This window comes from Geodermatophilus sp. SYSU D00766 (genome assembly GCF_054049915.1).
Genome location: NZ_JBJGYI010000003.1, coordinates 174,581 through 187,630, shown reverse-complemented (window position 1 = coordinate 187,630; position 13,050 = coordinate 174,581). Strand labels below are relative to the sequence as shown.

15 protein-coding genes are annotated in these 13,050 nt (G+C 76.7%); 10 read left to right on the top strand and 5 right to left on the bottom strand.

Annotation, left to right across the window (positions count from 1 at the left end; all coding sequences use genetic code 11):
• Positions 1-24: 24 nt before the first annotated feature.
• Positions 25-1,383 carry a Na+/H+ antiporter NhaA gene (gene nhaA / locus ACI8AD_RS04500; RefSeq protein ID WP_456869334.1) on the bottom strand — a complete coding sequence of 453 codons (1,359 nt, stop codon included), beginning with the start codon at positions 1,381-1,383 and terminating at the stop codon, positions 25-27.
• A 130-nt stretch (positions 1,384-1,513) separates the two neighbouring features.
• On the opposite strand from nhaA, the gene murD reads away from it, so the two are divergent.
• The 9 genes from murD to ACI8AD_RS04455 all read left to right on the top strand — a co-directional run bounded on the left by murD (position 1,514) and on the right by ACI8AD_RS04455 (position 9,127).
• Positions 1,514-2,872, top strand: coding sequence for a UDP-N-acetylmuramoyl-L-alanine--D-glutamate ligase (gene murD / locus ACI8AD_RS04495; protein WP_456869333.1), 1,359 nt, complete (start codon positions 1,514-1,516; stop codon positions 2,870-2,872).
• On the top strand, positions 2,832-4,196 hold the full coding sequence (locus ACI8AD_RS04490; RefSeq protein ID WP_456869332.1) for a hypothetical protein: 1,365 nt from the start codon (positions 2,832-2,834) through the stop codon (positions 4,194-4,196). Before murD ends, ACI8AD_RS04490 begins: the two co-directional genes overlap by 41 nt.
• Before the next feature lie 25 nt (positions 4,197-4,221).
• Complete coding sequence (locus ACI8AD_RS04485) at positions 4,222-4,677, top strand: Fur family transcriptional regulator (RefSeq protein ID WP_456869331.1); 456 nt, start codon at positions 4,222-4,224, stop codon at positions 4,675-4,677.
• The gene (gene ygfZ, locus ACI8AD_RS04480; RefSeq protein ID WP_456869330.1) at positions 4,674-5,795 is read left to right on the top strand and encodes a CAF17-like 4Fe-4S cluster assembly/insertion protein YgfZ; all 1,122 of its coding nucleotides are present in this window, start codon (positions 4,674-4,676) and stop codon (positions 5,793-5,795) included. The genes ACI8AD_RS04485 and ygfZ overlap by 4 nt, the downstream gene beginning before the upstream one ends.
• Positions 5,792-6,358, top strand: coding sequence for an RsiG family protein (locus ACI8AD_RS04475; protein WP_456869329.1), 567 nt, complete (start codon positions 5,792-5,794; stop codon positions 6,356-6,358). The genes ygfZ and ACI8AD_RS04475 overlap by 4 nt, the downstream gene beginning before the upstream one ends.
• Positions 6,355-7,323, top strand: a complete 969-nt coding sequence (locus tag ACI8AD_RS04470; RefSeq protein WP_456869328.1) for an asparaginase — start codon at positions 6,355-6,357, stop codon at positions 7,321-7,323. The genes ACI8AD_RS04475 and ACI8AD_RS04470 overlap by 4 nt, the downstream gene beginning before the upstream one ends.
• 88 nt (positions 7,324-7,411) lie before the next feature.
• Positions 7,412-7,936 (top strand): helix-turn-helix domain-containing protein, encoded by a 525-nt coding sequence (locus ACI8AD_RS04465; RefSeq protein WP_456869327.1) that lies wholly within the window; start codon positions 7,412-7,414, stop codon positions 7,934-7,936.
• Complete coding sequence (locus tag ACI8AD_RS04460) at positions 7,933-8,658, top strand: hypothetical protein (protein WP_456869326.1); 726 nt, start codon at positions 7,933-7,935, stop codon at positions 8,656-8,658. The genes ACI8AD_RS04465 and ACI8AD_RS04460 overlap by 4 nt, the downstream gene beginning before the upstream one ends.
• Positions 8,659-8,842: 184 nt before the next feature.
• Positions 8,843-9,127 carry a DUF2516 family protein gene (locus ACI8AD_RS04455; protein ID WP_456869325.1) on the top strand — a complete coding sequence of 95 codons (285 nt, stop codon included), beginning with the start codon at positions 8,843-8,845 and terminating at the stop codon, positions 9,125-9,127.
• A 13-nt stretch (positions 9,128-9,140) separates the two neighbouring features.
• Here ACI8AD_RS04455 and ACI8AD_RS04450 read toward each other — a convergent pair whose 3' ends face one another.
• From ACI8AD_RS04450 to ACI8AD_RS04440, 3 genes are read right to left on the bottom strand one after another with little or no spacing between them, the layout of a single operon-like run.
• Entirely contained in the window at positions 9,141-9,350 is a 210-nt protein-coding gene (locus tag ACI8AD_RS04450) for a PspC domain-containing protein (RefSeq protein ID WP_456869324.1), read from the bottom strand.
• Between the two features lie 51 nt (positions 9,351-9,401).
• Complete coding sequence (locus ACI8AD_RS04445; RefSeq protein WP_456869323.1) at positions 9,402-10,262, bottom strand: spermidine synthase; 861 nt, start codon at positions 10,260-10,262, stop codon at positions 9,402-9,404.
• Entirely contained in the window at positions 10,259-11,116 is an 858-nt protein-coding gene (locus tag ACI8AD_RS04440; RefSeq protein WP_456869322.1) for a class I SAM-dependent methyltransferase, read from the bottom strand. Before ACI8AD_RS04440 ends, ACI8AD_RS04445 begins: the two co-directional genes overlap by 4 nt.
• A 59-nt stretch (positions 11,117-11,175) precedes the next feature.
• Between ACI8AD_RS04440 and ACI8AD_RS04435 the strand changes: the two genes are divergently transcribed.
• Positions 11,176-12,177, top strand: a complete 1,002-nt coding sequence (locus tag ACI8AD_RS04435; RefSeq protein WP_456869321.1) for a UDP-N-acetylmuramate dehydrogenase — start codon at positions 11,176-11,178, stop codon at positions 12,175-12,177.
• A gap of 75 nt (positions 12,178-12,252) precedes the next feature.
• On the opposite strand, the gene ACI8AD_RS04430 is transcribed toward ACI8AD_RS04435, so the two are convergent.
• Entirely contained in the window at positions 12,253-13,041 is a 789-nt protein-coding gene (locus tag ACI8AD_RS04430) for an SDR family oxidoreductase (RefSeq protein WP_456869320.1), read from the bottom strand.
• Positions 13,042-13,050 lie beyond the last annotated feature (9 nt).

Below are 13,050 nucleotides of genomic sequence, written 5' to 3'. Positions count from 1 at the left end.
TTCCGGGGTCGGCAACGACGTTTCTCAGCCGTCGGCGAAACCGCCGCGTGCCGCCGGTCCGCCGGGCGTGTCGGGCCCGCGCTGGTAGACGTCCGGGATGTCGTCGTGGTCGGCGTCCACCTGCTCCAGCTCCCAGATCTGCCGGTAGCGGCGGTTGCGCAGCCGCAGCACGACCGTAGCCAGCAGGGCCGACAACAGGGTGCCGATGAGCACGCCGACCTTGACGTGCTCGTCGCGCTCGCTGCCGACGCCGAAGGCCAGCTCGCCGATGAGCAGGGACACCGTGAAGCCGATCCCGCCGAGCAGCGCCAGGCCCACCACGTCGGGCCAGCCGAGGTCGTCGGCGAACTCGGCCCGGGTGAACCGGGTGACCAGCCAGCTGGCCCCGAGGATGCCGACCAGCTTGCCGACGACGAGGCCGGCGACGATCCCGAGCGTCACCCGGTCACCGAGCGACTCGACCAGGCCCGACAATCCGCCGACGGTGACCCCGGCGGCGAAGAAGGCGAACACCGGGACGGCGACGCCGGCCGAGATCGGGCGGAACCGGTGCTCGAGGTGCTCGGCCAGGCCGGGGCCCGCGCCGGGCCCGCCGGCCGCCTCGCTGCGGACCACCGGCACGGTGAACGCGAGCAGGACGCCGGCCACCGTGGCGTGCACGCCGGACTCGTGCACGAACACCCAGGTGAGCACCGCCAGCGGCAGCAGCAGCCACCACGAGCGGACCCGCTTCTGCACGAGGAAGCCGAAGACCCCCAGCGGCAGCAGGGCCAGCGCCAGCCAGCCCGCGGCCAGCGACGTCGTGTAGAAGACCGCGATGATCGTGATGGCCAGCAGGTCGTCGACGACCGCGAGGGTGAGCAGGAACGTGCGCAGCGCGCTGGGCAGGTGGGTGCTGATCACGGCCAGGACGGCGAGGGCGAAGGCGATGTCGGTGGCCGTCGGGATGGCCCAGCCGCGCAGGGCGTCCCCGCCCCCCAGGTTGACGAGCACGAAGATCACCGCGGGCACGGCCATCCCGCCGACGGCGGCGGCCACCGGCAGCGCCGCCCGCCGCGGGTCGCGCAGGTCACCGGCCACGAACTCGCGCTTGAGCTCCAGCCCCGCGACGAAGAAGAAGACCGCCAGCAGCCCGTCGGCCGCCCACGTGCCCAGGGTCAGGTCCAGGTGCAGCGAGGCCGGCCCGACACGCGTGTCGCGCAGCGCCTCGTAGGCCGCCGACCACGGCGAGTTCGCCCACACGAGGGCGATGACGGTGCCGATCAGCAGCAGGACGCCGCCGACGGTCTCCTTGCGCAGGATGTCCGCGATCCGGCTGGTCTCGGCCCACGAGCCGCGGGCGAGGACGCGGGTGGATCCGTGCGGGCGGGAGGGGACGGTCACGGGGCGGCTCCGGGGCGGTGGGTCGGGTACGACACCGCCGACCAGACTTCCCGGCACACCCGGGGACAGCCTAGCGGCGGCCTCCCGTCGTCGCCGTCCGTGCACGGGGCCGGTCCGTAGAGTGGTCGCCGTGGACCCCCGCCCGGCACCGCCCCCGCGGGAGCGTTCCCTCCGCCCGGCGGAGCTGGCCGGCCGGCGCGTCGGGGTCTGGGGCCACGGTCGCGAGGGCCGCGCCGCCGTGCGGGCCGCGCTGGCCGCCGGCGCCTCCGACGTCCTCGTCGCCGACAGCCGCCCGGTCGACCCCGCGTCCCTGCCCGAGGGCGTCACCGCCACCGCCGACGTCGCCGACCTCGCCGGCTGCGACGTCGTCGTCCGCTCGCCGGGGATCAGCCCCTACCGGGAGGACGCCCGGCTGCTCGCCGACCGCACCGTGGTGACGACCGGCACCGGGATGGCGCTGGCCGAGGCCGCGGCGCGGGGGGTGCCGGTGCTCTGCGTCACCGGCACCAAGGGCAAGAGCACCACCAGCGCCCTGGCCGCCGCCGTCCTCACCGCCGCCGACCGCCCGGCCGTGCACGCCGGCAACATCGGCACCCCGCTGCTCGACGTCCTGGCCGACGTGGGCGACCGCACCCTCGTCGTCGAGATCTCCAGCTACCAGGCCGCCGCCGTGCCGGACTTCTCCGGCCGCGGCGCGCTCACCTCGCTGGCGCCCGAGCACCTGGACTGGCACGGCGGGGAGGTCACCTACTTCCGCGACAAGCTGCGCGTCTTCACCGCCTGCCCCGAGCGGTCGGTGGTGGTCAGCGCGCAGGCCCGGCCGGTGGCGCTGCGGTACCTCGACCCCGCGCAGCTGGTCGACCCCGCCGAGGTGCTGCCGCCGGGGCTGGCCGAGCGCGCGCAGCCGGTGCACCTGCCCGGCGCCCACAACCGCAGCAACGTCGCCGTCGCGCTGGCCGCCTGCGCGCTGCTCGGCCTCGACCTCGCCGCAGCCGCCGACGCGGTCACCGCCGCGGTCGCCGCCTTCCGGGCGCTGCCGCACCGGCTCTCACCGGTGGCCACCCTGGGCGGGGTCACCTTCGTCGACGACACGCTCTCCACCACCCCGGTGTCGGTGCTGGCCGCGCTCGACGCGCTGGCCGGCCGGCCGGTCACGCTCATCGCCGGCGGCCAGGACCGCGGCCTGGACTACACCGGCCTGGCCGCGACGTTGGTGGCCCGTCGGGAGGAGGTCGCCGTGGTGACCGTCCCCGACACCGGGGCCCGGCTGGCCGACGACGTCCGCCGGGAGGCCGCCGGGGCGGCGGTGCGCCTCACCGAGGCGCAGTCGCTGGCCGAGGCGGTGGCCGCGGCGATCGCCGGCACCCCGCCGGGCGGGGTCGTGCTGCTCTCGCCCGGCGCCCCCAGCTACAACCGCTACCGCGACTTCGAGGAGTTGGCAGCCACCTATGAGCACGTCCTCGCCGACGCCGGCGCCGAGCGTCTCTGACCGGCCCGGCGGCGGCGCCTTCGTCGTCGCCGGCCGGACCCTGGACCCCGCCACCGGCGAGGCCGCCTTCACCTACCGGCTCGGCGACGACGAGTTCACCGAACGGCTGACCCTCGACCCGGCGCTGCTCGGCGGTGAGGTCGACGCCGACCGGCTCGACGGCGCCCTCGACCTGGTGCACCTGGTCATGGGCACCAGCTACTACAAGCTCGCCGCCCCCGGCCGGGTCGTCGTCGAGCGGCCGGTCACCGCCGCGCAGGCCGCCGTCGCGCAGGCCGCCTACACCGACGGCCTCGGCGAGTTCGCCGCGGTCAACCGGCTGCCCGTGCCGCACCGCGTGGCCTTCGACGTCGAGGTCCGCCCGGCCGGCCCGGCGCCGTCCCCCGGCACCCGGGGCGCGCTGCTGCCCGTCGGTGGTGGCAAGGACTCCGCGCTGGCCCTCGTCGTCATCCCCGACGGGACGGCGCTGGCGGTCAACCCCACCGGCGCGCAGCGCGACGTCGCCCGCGCCGCCGGCGTGCCGCTGCTCGAGGTCCGCCGCCGGCTCGACCCCCTGCTGGCCGAGCGCACCGCCCAGGGCGGCCTCAACGGGCACGTCCCGGTCACCGCGATCAACTCCGCGATCGCCACGCTGGTCGCCGTCCTCGGCGGCCACGACCCCGTCGTGTTCGCCAACGAGCGCTCCGCCGACGAGGAGACGCTCACCGTCGACGGCGTCAGCGTGAACCACCAGTACTCGAAGTCCTTCGCCTTCGAGCGGCTGTTCACCGCGGCCGCCGCCGAGCTCGGCACCGGATACTTCAGCCTGACCCGGCAGCTGTCGGAGCTGGCGACGGTCGCCGCCGTCGCCGCGCTGCCGCTGCGCGCGGACATCCTCAGCTGCAACCGCTCCTACACCCAGCGGCACCTGGGTGGGCAGGCCGAGCAGCGCTGGTGCCTGCACTGCGACAAGTGCCTGTTCACCTTCCTCTGCTTCGCCGTGTTCCTGACCCCGGCGGAGGCGGAGGAGGTGTTCGGGGGCAACCCGCTGGCCGACGTGTCCCTGGCCGACGGGTTCCGGAGGCTGTGGGCCACGGAGAAGCCGTTCGACTGCGTCGGGGAGCGCGCCGAGAGCGCCGCGGCGATGGCGCACCTGGCCGCCAGCCGGTCCTGGGGCGACGCGCCGGTGGTGCGGCTGCTGGGCGCCGAGGCCGCCGCGGCCGCGGAGGTCACCGGCGCGACGGTGGCGCGGTTCCTGCCCCCGCGCGGCGAGCACGGCATCCCGCCGCGGTACCTGGAGTCGCTGCAGCGCGTGCTGGCCGGCTCCCGCAGCGCCGTGGCGTAGCCGGGCCGGAACTACGCTCCTCACCGTGGGATCCGAGCACGGGACGGCGCCGCTGGCCGAGCGGCTGAGGGCGCGCGGACTGCGGCTGACGCCGCAGCGCCAGCAGGTGCTGGCCGCTGTCTCCCAGCTCGACCACGCCACCCCCGAGGCCATCGGCGTGCGGCTGCGCGAGCAGGCCGGGCCCGGCGGCGCGGCGCCGGACACCTCGACGGTCTACCGCACGCTGGAGCTGCTCGAGCGGCTCGGACTGGTCTGGCACACCCACCTGGGCAAGGGGGCGCCGGTCTACCACTCCTCGGAGCACCCGCACCTGCACGTCGTCTGCGCCTCGTGCGGAGAGATCTCCTCCGCCGACCCCGGCCTGCTCGACGCCGCGGCGGAACGTCTGGCGGCCGACCTGGGTTTCACCGTGGACGTGGGGCACGTCGCGCTGTCGGGGACGTGCCGTCGGTGCAGGGAAGCCGGGACGGAGAACTCATGACCACCTCACCACTGGCCGCGCGAGCGGGCGCGGTCGTCGCCGAGGGCGCGACCGTGGCCGCACACTCCGTCGCCGTCCACTACGGGGACCCGCTGCGCGAGCAGCGGCTGCTCGCCGAGGGCGCCGGCTGGGTCGACCGCAGCGACCGCGACGTGCTCACCGTCCCCGGCGCCGACCGGCTGACCTGGCTGCACAGCCTGACCAGCCAGCACCTCGAGCGGCTGGCCGACGGCACCGGCACCGAGGCGCTCGTCCTCTCCCCGCACGGCCACGTCGAGCACCACCTGGTCCTCGCCGAGCTCGGCGGCACCACCTGGGCCGACGTCGAGGCCGGCACCGGCGCCGCCCTGCTGGCCTTCCTGCAGCGGATGGTCTTCATGCTGCGCGTGGAGCCCGCGCTGGTCACCGACGCCTGGGCGCTGCTGTCCCTCGTCGGCCCGCGGGCGCCGGAGGTGCTCGGCGCCGCCGCACTGCCCGCGCCCGAGGCGCCGTACGCCGTCGCGGCGCTGCCGGGTGGTGGCTGGGTGCGCCGGATGCCGTCCCTGGGCGACGGCGGCGCGACCGCGTTCGACCTGCTCGTGCCGCGCGCCGGGCTGGTGGAGACCGCCGACGCGCTCACCGCCGCGGGCGCCGGTGCCGCCGGGCTGGACGCGTACGAGGCGCTGCGCGTGGAGGCCCGCCGCCCGCGTCTGGGGGCGGACACCGACCACCGCACCATCCCCAACGAGCTGGAGTGGCTCACCACCGCCGTCCACCTCGAGAAGGGCTGCTACCGCGGGCAGGAGACCGTCGCCCGGGTGCACAACCTCGGCCGCCCGCCGCGGCGGCTGGTGCTGCTGCACCTCGACGGCGTGAGCGAGGAGCTGCCCGCGCCCGGCGCGCCGGTCCGCTCCGGTGCCCGCGACGTGGGCCGGGCCGGCACGGTGGTGCGCCACCACGAGCTCGGCGTGGTCGCGCTGGCGCTGGTCAAGCAGTCGGTGGGTCCCGACGCCGAGCTCACCGTGGGCGGCTCGCGCGCCGTCGTCGACCCCGACGACGTCCCGGCCGCGGTCGACGACACCCGGGCGGCCGCCCGCGACCGGGTCCGGGCCGTCCGGTCTGCCACCATCGGGCGGTGACCTCGCTGAGCCCCGAGCCGACGCCCGCCGGTGGCGCGGCCGTCGACGAGCTGCTCGACCCCGCGTTCCTCCGGGACGTCGAGCGGCGGCCCATGTCCGACGTGCGGCAGCTGCGCCGCCGGGCCGAGCAGGAGGAGGTCAACCTCTCCTACACGCGGCGGCTGCTGCAGGGCCGGCTGGACATCGTCCGCCGCGAGCTGCAGCGCCGCGCCGAGCACGACGGCCGCTCGCTGGTCGACCTGCTGCCGGAGATCCTCGCCGAGAAGGGGCGCGGCCCGGCGCACGGCCTCGGCCGGCACCAGACGCTGCAGCCGGCCTCGCCCGACGTCTACGAGTCGTGGGTGCACGGCCTGACCCCCGACGTCGACCTGTCCGACGTCGCCCGGCTGCCCGACGCCGACCTCGAGCGCGCCGCCCGTGCGCTCGCCGCGGCCGAGGGGTCGCTGTCCGAGCGCCGCCGCGGCGTGCAGCAGGTCATGGACACCCTCGCCGGGGAGCTCGCCCGCCGGTACCGCAACGGCGAGGCCGACGTCGCCGCGCTGCTCGCCGCCGAGGGCCGATGACGGGCTGGCCCGACGCCCCGGTCCTCGTCGAGGTGTGGCGCTCGGGATTCCTCGAGTCGGTGCACCGCGGCGCCGTCGTCGTCGTCGGCCCCGACGGTGCGGTGACCTGGTCGGCCGGCGACGTCGACCGTCCGGTCCTCCCGCGGTCGGCCAACAAGCCCGTGCAGGCCACCACCTACCTGGCCGCCGGCTGGCGCCCCCGCTCCGGCCCGGAACTCGCGATCGCGGCCGGCTCGCACCTCGGTGAGGACGGCCACCGCGACCTCGCCGCGGGCATCCTCGCCGCCGCGGGCCTGGACCCCTCGGCGCTCGGCTGCCCGGCCGCCCTGCCCGGGCACGAGCCCACCCGCGCGGCCTGGCTGGTCGCGGACCGGGCACCCGAGCGGCTGGCGATGAACTGCTCGGGCAAGCACGCGGCGATGCTGGCCGCCTGCGTCGCGGCGGGCTGGCCCACCGACGGCTACCTGCAGCGCGAGCACCCCCTGCAGCAGGCGATCGAGGCCCGGCTGTCGGCCGCGGCCGGGGAGCCGGTGGCCGCCGTCGTCGTCGACGGGTGCGGCGCGCCGCAGCACGGGCTGTCGCTGACCGGGCTGGCCCGCGGCGTCGGCTCGCTGGTCGAGGCCCCGCAGGGCGGCCCCGAGCGCGCGGTGGCCGACGCGGCCCGCGCCCACCCCTGGTACGTCGCCGGCACCGGCCGGGAGGACACCGACCTCATGACCGCCGTCCCCGGCCTGCTGGTGAAGGGCGGTGCCGACGGCGTGCACGTCGCCGCCCTGCCCGGCCGCGGTGCGGTGGCGGTCAAGCTCGACGACGGCGGTGACCGCGGGCGGGCGCCGGTGCTGGCCGCGGCGCTCCGCCGGCTCGGCGTCGGCGAGGAGGTGCTGGCCCCGTGGGCGACCACCCCGGTGACCGGCGGCGACGGCGTCGTCGGGGAGGTCCGGCCGGCCGCCGTCCTGGCCGACTGACGGCGACACGCCGGGTGTGAGGCGACTCACGGCAGGGTGCTAGCAGCTGCGCTTGCAACTGCTAGCACCCCTGGTTACCGTTGAGTACGTGCAGACCCCCGGCGAGTTCGTGAGCGGTCAGGTGAGGTCGGTCCGCGAGAAGGTGGACCAGCTCGCCGGCAGCGTCGCGGAGACCGTCGCGGCCGAGGCCCAGCAGGTCTCGACCGTGCGCTCGCAGGTGGGGGAGTACATCCGGGAGCAGCGCAGCGCCGCCCGGGTGTCCCTGCGCGAGCTCGCCCGCACGGCAGGGGTGAGCAACCCCTACCTGTCGCAGGTGGAACGGGGGCTGCGCAAGCCGTCGGCGGAGATCCTCGCCGCCATCGCCAAGGGTCTGCAGATCTCCGCCGAGACGCTCTACGAGCAGGCGGGCATCCTCGACCGGCGCGCCGGCAACCCCGACACGGTCGCGGCCATCCGGTCCGACGACCAGCTCTCCGAGCGGCACAAGGCGGTGCTGCTCGAGCTGTACGAGACCTACGTCCGCGAGCACGCCGCCGCTTCCCCCGTGCCCGCGGACGCCACCCGGAGCCGCACGCCCGGGGACCACCCGAACCCCTCCAAGGAGACCGCATGACCACCGCCACCGACCTCCTCGAGCAGGTCGCCGAGCGCGGCCGCACCCCGCTGCTGGTCGCCGTCGGCGCCGGTGACCTCGCCGTCACCCAGGCCCGCACCGTCCTCGCCACGCTGCGCTCGCGCGCCGAGGCCCTCCCCGGCGAGGCCCAGGTCCAGGTCGACCTGGCCACCCGCGAGGCCCGCACCCGCGCCGAGCAGGCCGCCGACCGGGCCCGCCAGCTGGTCACCGTCGTCCGTCCCGACGCCGTCGTGACCACCGTGACCGGGCTCGTCGAGCAGGCCCGCACCCAGGCCGCCGGCACCGTCGAGGCGCTGGCCGAGCGCGGCGCCGACGTCCTGCAGGAGCTGCGCCGCCAGCCCGGCATCCGCCGCTTCGTGGTGCGCGCCGAGCAGGCCGTCGACACCGTCGAGGACGCCGTCGAGGAGGTCATCGAGGAGGCCGCCGAGGCCGTCACCGAGGCCTCCGACGAGATCACCTCCCGCGTCCAGAAGGCCGCCGCCCGCACCACCAAGGCCGCCGCCAAGGCCGAGGCCGCCGTCGAGGAGACCGCGGAGCAGGCGAAGGCCACCCTCGAGGAGACCGTCGAGGCCGCCGACGAGGCCACCGCCAAGGCCGCCCGCAAGCCGGCCAAGCGCACCCCTGCGGCCCGCTCGTCGGCCGCCAAGGGCACCTCGGCGCGCGTGACCCGCACCCGCACCACCAAGAAGACCACCGACTGAGGAAGGACCCTCCTGCCCCCGCCGCTCGCACGCTCGCGGCGGGACCCCGCAGGAGGGCCGCACCCAGGGTCACGACCCAGGGCCCCGGAGCTGCACGTGTGCGCTCCGGGGCCCTGTCGCGTCCCGGGGGTGTCCCCCGGTCGGAGCGAGCCCGCCACCGCCGCGGGCGGGTACCCTCCGGGACATGTCCTTCGACGGGATGCTGCTGTTGGCGCTGTACTACGCCACGCTGGCGCTGACCGTCTGGGCGTTCGTCGACGCCGTGATCCGCCCGGCCGCGGGGTACGTGGCCGCCGGCAAGCTCACCAAGCCGGCCTGGGCGGGCATCACCGCGCTGGCCGGGGTGGTCATCTACCTGCAGGGGCCGATGACGTTCCTCGGCCTGCCCGCGGTCATCGCCGCCGTCGTCTACCTCGTCGACGTGCGCCCGGCCGTCCGCGGCGTGCAGCGGGGCAACAGCAGCTGGTGACGCGCCGGCCGGGTCAGTACCGGTCGTCGCGCGGCATGAACGCCCACAGCACCAGGTAGGCGATGAACTGCGGCCCGGGCAGGATGCACGAGACCACGAAGGCCAGCCGCAGGGCGCCGGTGGAGATGCCGTAGCGGCGGGCGATGCCCGCGCAGACGCCGGCGATCATCCGGTTGCGGGTGTCCCGGGCGAGCCGGCGGGGAGCAGGTGCGGGGTAGGTCATGTCCCGACCCTAGGCGCGGCCGGGAGCCCGGGGCATCGGGGAACACCCTGGTCAGCGGCTGAAGACACCCGGAGGCGGTTCCGGGGAGGCCACCGCCTGCGCGTCCGGCACCGGCTGCGCGTTGCCCACGAAGCGGGCCAGGTCGTCGTCGGCCACCACCCGGGCGGGCATCGGGTCGCCCGCGCAGCGCCGGGTCAGGGCCGCCACCGGCAGCGGCGCGTCGGAGGCCACGGTGACCAGGTTGCCGAAGCGCCGGCCGCGCAGCGTCCCCGGCTCGGCGAGGACGCAGACGTGCGCGAACACCGCCTGCAGGGTGGCCACCTGGCCGCGGGCGAAGCGCAGCGGCGGCCCGTCGGCGACGTTGGCGGTCAGCACGCCGCCCGGCCGCAGCACCCGCCGCGCCTCGGCCGCGTACTCGACGGTGGTGAGGTGCGCCGGCGTCCGGGCCCCGGCGAACACGTCGCTGACGACGACGTCGGCGCTCGCGCTCGGGAGGGCGGCGAGCCCGGCACGGGCGTCGGCGGCGCGCACCCGGACCCGCGCCCCCCGCGGCAGCGGCAGGTGGGCGCGGACCAGGTCGGTGAGCCGCTGGTCGGCCTCGACCACCCGCTGCCGCGAGCCGGGCCGGGTGACCGCGACGTAGCGGGCCAGCGTGAGCGCGCCGCCGCCGAGGTGCACCGCGTCGACCGGCTCGCCCTCGGGCGCGGCCAGGTCGAGCACGTGGCCCATGCGGCGGACGTACTCGAACTCCAGGTGCGCCGGGTCGTCGAGGTCGACGTGGGACTGCGGCGTCCCCTCCACCACCAGCACCCACGAGCCGTCGCGGTCGGCGTCACCGAGCAGCTCCGCGGTGCCGCCGTCGACCTCGGTGGGGCCGGGCGGCACCACCGGCGGGCGGGCGCCGCGGCTCACCGGGGCGCCACCGCCGACCAGCGGACGGTCAGCTCGCCGTGCCGCCAGCGCCGGGTCGTGCCGACCAGCGGCCAGCCCTCGTCGGCGAGCGTCTGGACGGCGGCGACCCACCGCTGGCGCGGCCCGAACGTCGACAGGCCGGCCGCGGCGGCCCAGGCGGCGTCGAGGGCGCGCAGCAGGTCGTGCACGGGCTGCCCCGGGACGTTGTGGTGGATCAGCGCCTTGGGCAGCCGCTCGGCGAGGTCGGAGGGCCGGTCGAGGTCGGCGACCCGTGCGGCGAGGGTGAGCGTCAGCGGCCCGTCGGCGTCGAGCGCGACCCAGCTCGCCCGCCGTCCCCACTCGTCGCAGGTGCCCTCCACCAGCAGGCCGCCGGGACCCAGCGCCGCGCAGGTGGTCTCCCACGCCCGGGCCGCGGAGGCCTCGTCGTACTGGCGCAGCACGTTGAACTCGCGCACCAGCACCGGCCGCAGCCCGGCGAGCTCGAAGCCGCCGACCCGGAAGTCCACCCGCGGCGGGTCGCGGTGCTCGGCGACGGCGGCCACCCGGGCGGGGTCGATCTCCAGCCCGACGACCTCCAGCCCGGGCACCTCCGGCGCGAGGCGGTCGGCCAGCTCGAGGGTGGTCACGGCCGACGAGCCGTAGCCCAGGTCGACCACGAGCGGGCGCGCGGCGTCGCGCAGCCGCGGCACCTGGGTGGCGAGGATCCAGCGGTCGACCCGGCGCAGCCGGTTGGCGTTGGTGGTGCCGCGCGTCGGCAGGCCCAGCGCCCGGGCGCGGCCGGCGGCCAGCCGCGGCCCGGCCCGGCGCGGGGTGAGGCTCGCCCGGCGCTTGTGCTCGCTGCCGTCCTCGCTCACCGGGCCCGAGGGTAGTCCGCCTCCCCGGGCCACCGCCCGGGCCCGTTTACCGTGGGATCGTGCTCGTCCGCTCCGATGCCCGTCTCGCCGACCTGACCACGCTCGGGGTCGGTGGGCCCGTGGCGCGGCTGGTCGAGGTCACCGACGCCGCCGACCTGGTCGCCGCCGTCCGCCAGGCCGACGAGGCGGGCCGGGCGCTGCTCGTCCTCGGCGGCGGCTCCAACGTCGTCGCCCCCGACGCGGGGTGGGACGGCGACGTCGTGGCCGTGCGCAGCCGCGGCGTCGAGCGACGCGGCGACGTCCTCGAGGTGCAGGCCGGCGAGGACTGGGACGACCTGGTCGCGCGCACCGTCGAGGAGCAGCTGGCCGGGATGGAGGCGCTCTCGGGCATCCCCGGCTCCACGGGCGCCACGCCGGTGCAGAACGTCGGCGCCTACGGCCAGGAGGTCGCCCAGACGATCACCGCGGTGCGCGTCTACGACCGTGCCGAGAAGACCGAGCGCACGCTGTCCAACGACGAGTGCGACTTCGGCTACCGCGACAGCCGCTTCAAGCGCGAGCCCGGCCGGTTCGTCGTCCTCACGGTCTCCTTCGCCCTCGACCCCGGACCGCTGTCGCGGCCGGTGGGGTACGCCGAGCTGGCGAAGCGGCTGGGCGTGGACCTCGGCGGCCGGGCACCGCTGGCCGACGTCCGCGCCGCGGTGCTCGACCTGCGCCGCGGCAAGGGGATGGTCGTCGACCCGGCCGATCCCGACACCCGCAGCGCCGGCTCGTTCTTCACCAATCCCGTCGTCCCGGCCGAGCAGGCCGTGCCCGGCTGCCCGAGCTGGCCGGCCGGTGACGGGATGCTCAAGCTCAGCGCCGCGTGGCTGGTGCAGTCGGCGGGCTTCGGCCGCGGGACGCGCGACGGGCGGGTCGGCACGTCGTCGCGGCACAGCCTGGCGCTGACCACCGAGCCCGGGGCGACGGCGGCCGAGCTCATGGCCTTCGCCGACCGGGTCGTGGCCGCCGTCCGCGACCGCTTCGGCGTGACGCTGGTCCCCGAGCCCCAGCGGCTGTAGGCGGCTCCCCGTCGAGATCGCGTGGTCTCGACGCGTCAGCGCCTCCCCGGGGTCGGGATCACGTGATCTCGGCGGTCAGTCGGCCTCGCGGTGGACCTTGTGCTGGGCGGCCTGGGCGCGGGGGCGGACGACGAGCAGGTCGACGTTGACGTGGTGCGGCCGGGTCAGCGCCCAGGCGATGCAGTCGGCCACGTCCTCGGCCACCAGCGGCTCGCGCACGCCCCGGTAGACGGCGTCGGCCTTCTCCTGGCTGCCGGTGCGGATGAGCGAGAACTCCTCGGTCCTGACCATCCCCGGCGCGATCACCACGACGCGCACCGGCTCGGCGACGAGCTCCAGCCGCAGGGTCTCGGCCAGCGTGTGCACGCCGTGCTTGGCCGCCGTGTAGGACGCGCCGCCCTCGTAGCTGACCAGCCCGGCCGTGGAGCCGACGAACAGCACGTCCCCGGCGCCCGAGGCGCGCAGCGCCGGCAGCAGCGCCTTGGTCAGTCGCACCGTGCCGAGCACGTTGACGTCGTAGGTGCGCGCCCACGAGTCGAGGTCGGCCTCGGCCACCGGCCTGGCGTCGAACGCGCCACCGGCGTTGTTGACCAGGACGTCGACCCGCGGCAGCTCGGCGGCGAACGCCTCGACCGAGGCGGGGTCGGTGACGTCGAGCGGCAGCGCGCGGGCGCCGATCCGCTCGGCGAGCGCGGTCAGCCGGTCCAGCCGGCGGGCACCCACCACGACGTCGAAGCCCTCGCCGGCCAGCCTCTCCGCCGTCGCGGCGCCGATGCCGCTGGAGGCGCCGGTGACCACGGCGGTGCGCCCGGCTCCCGGGAAGGGGGTCGGGCCGGAGGGTGAGACGTCGGTGACACCGGGCATGTGGTCATC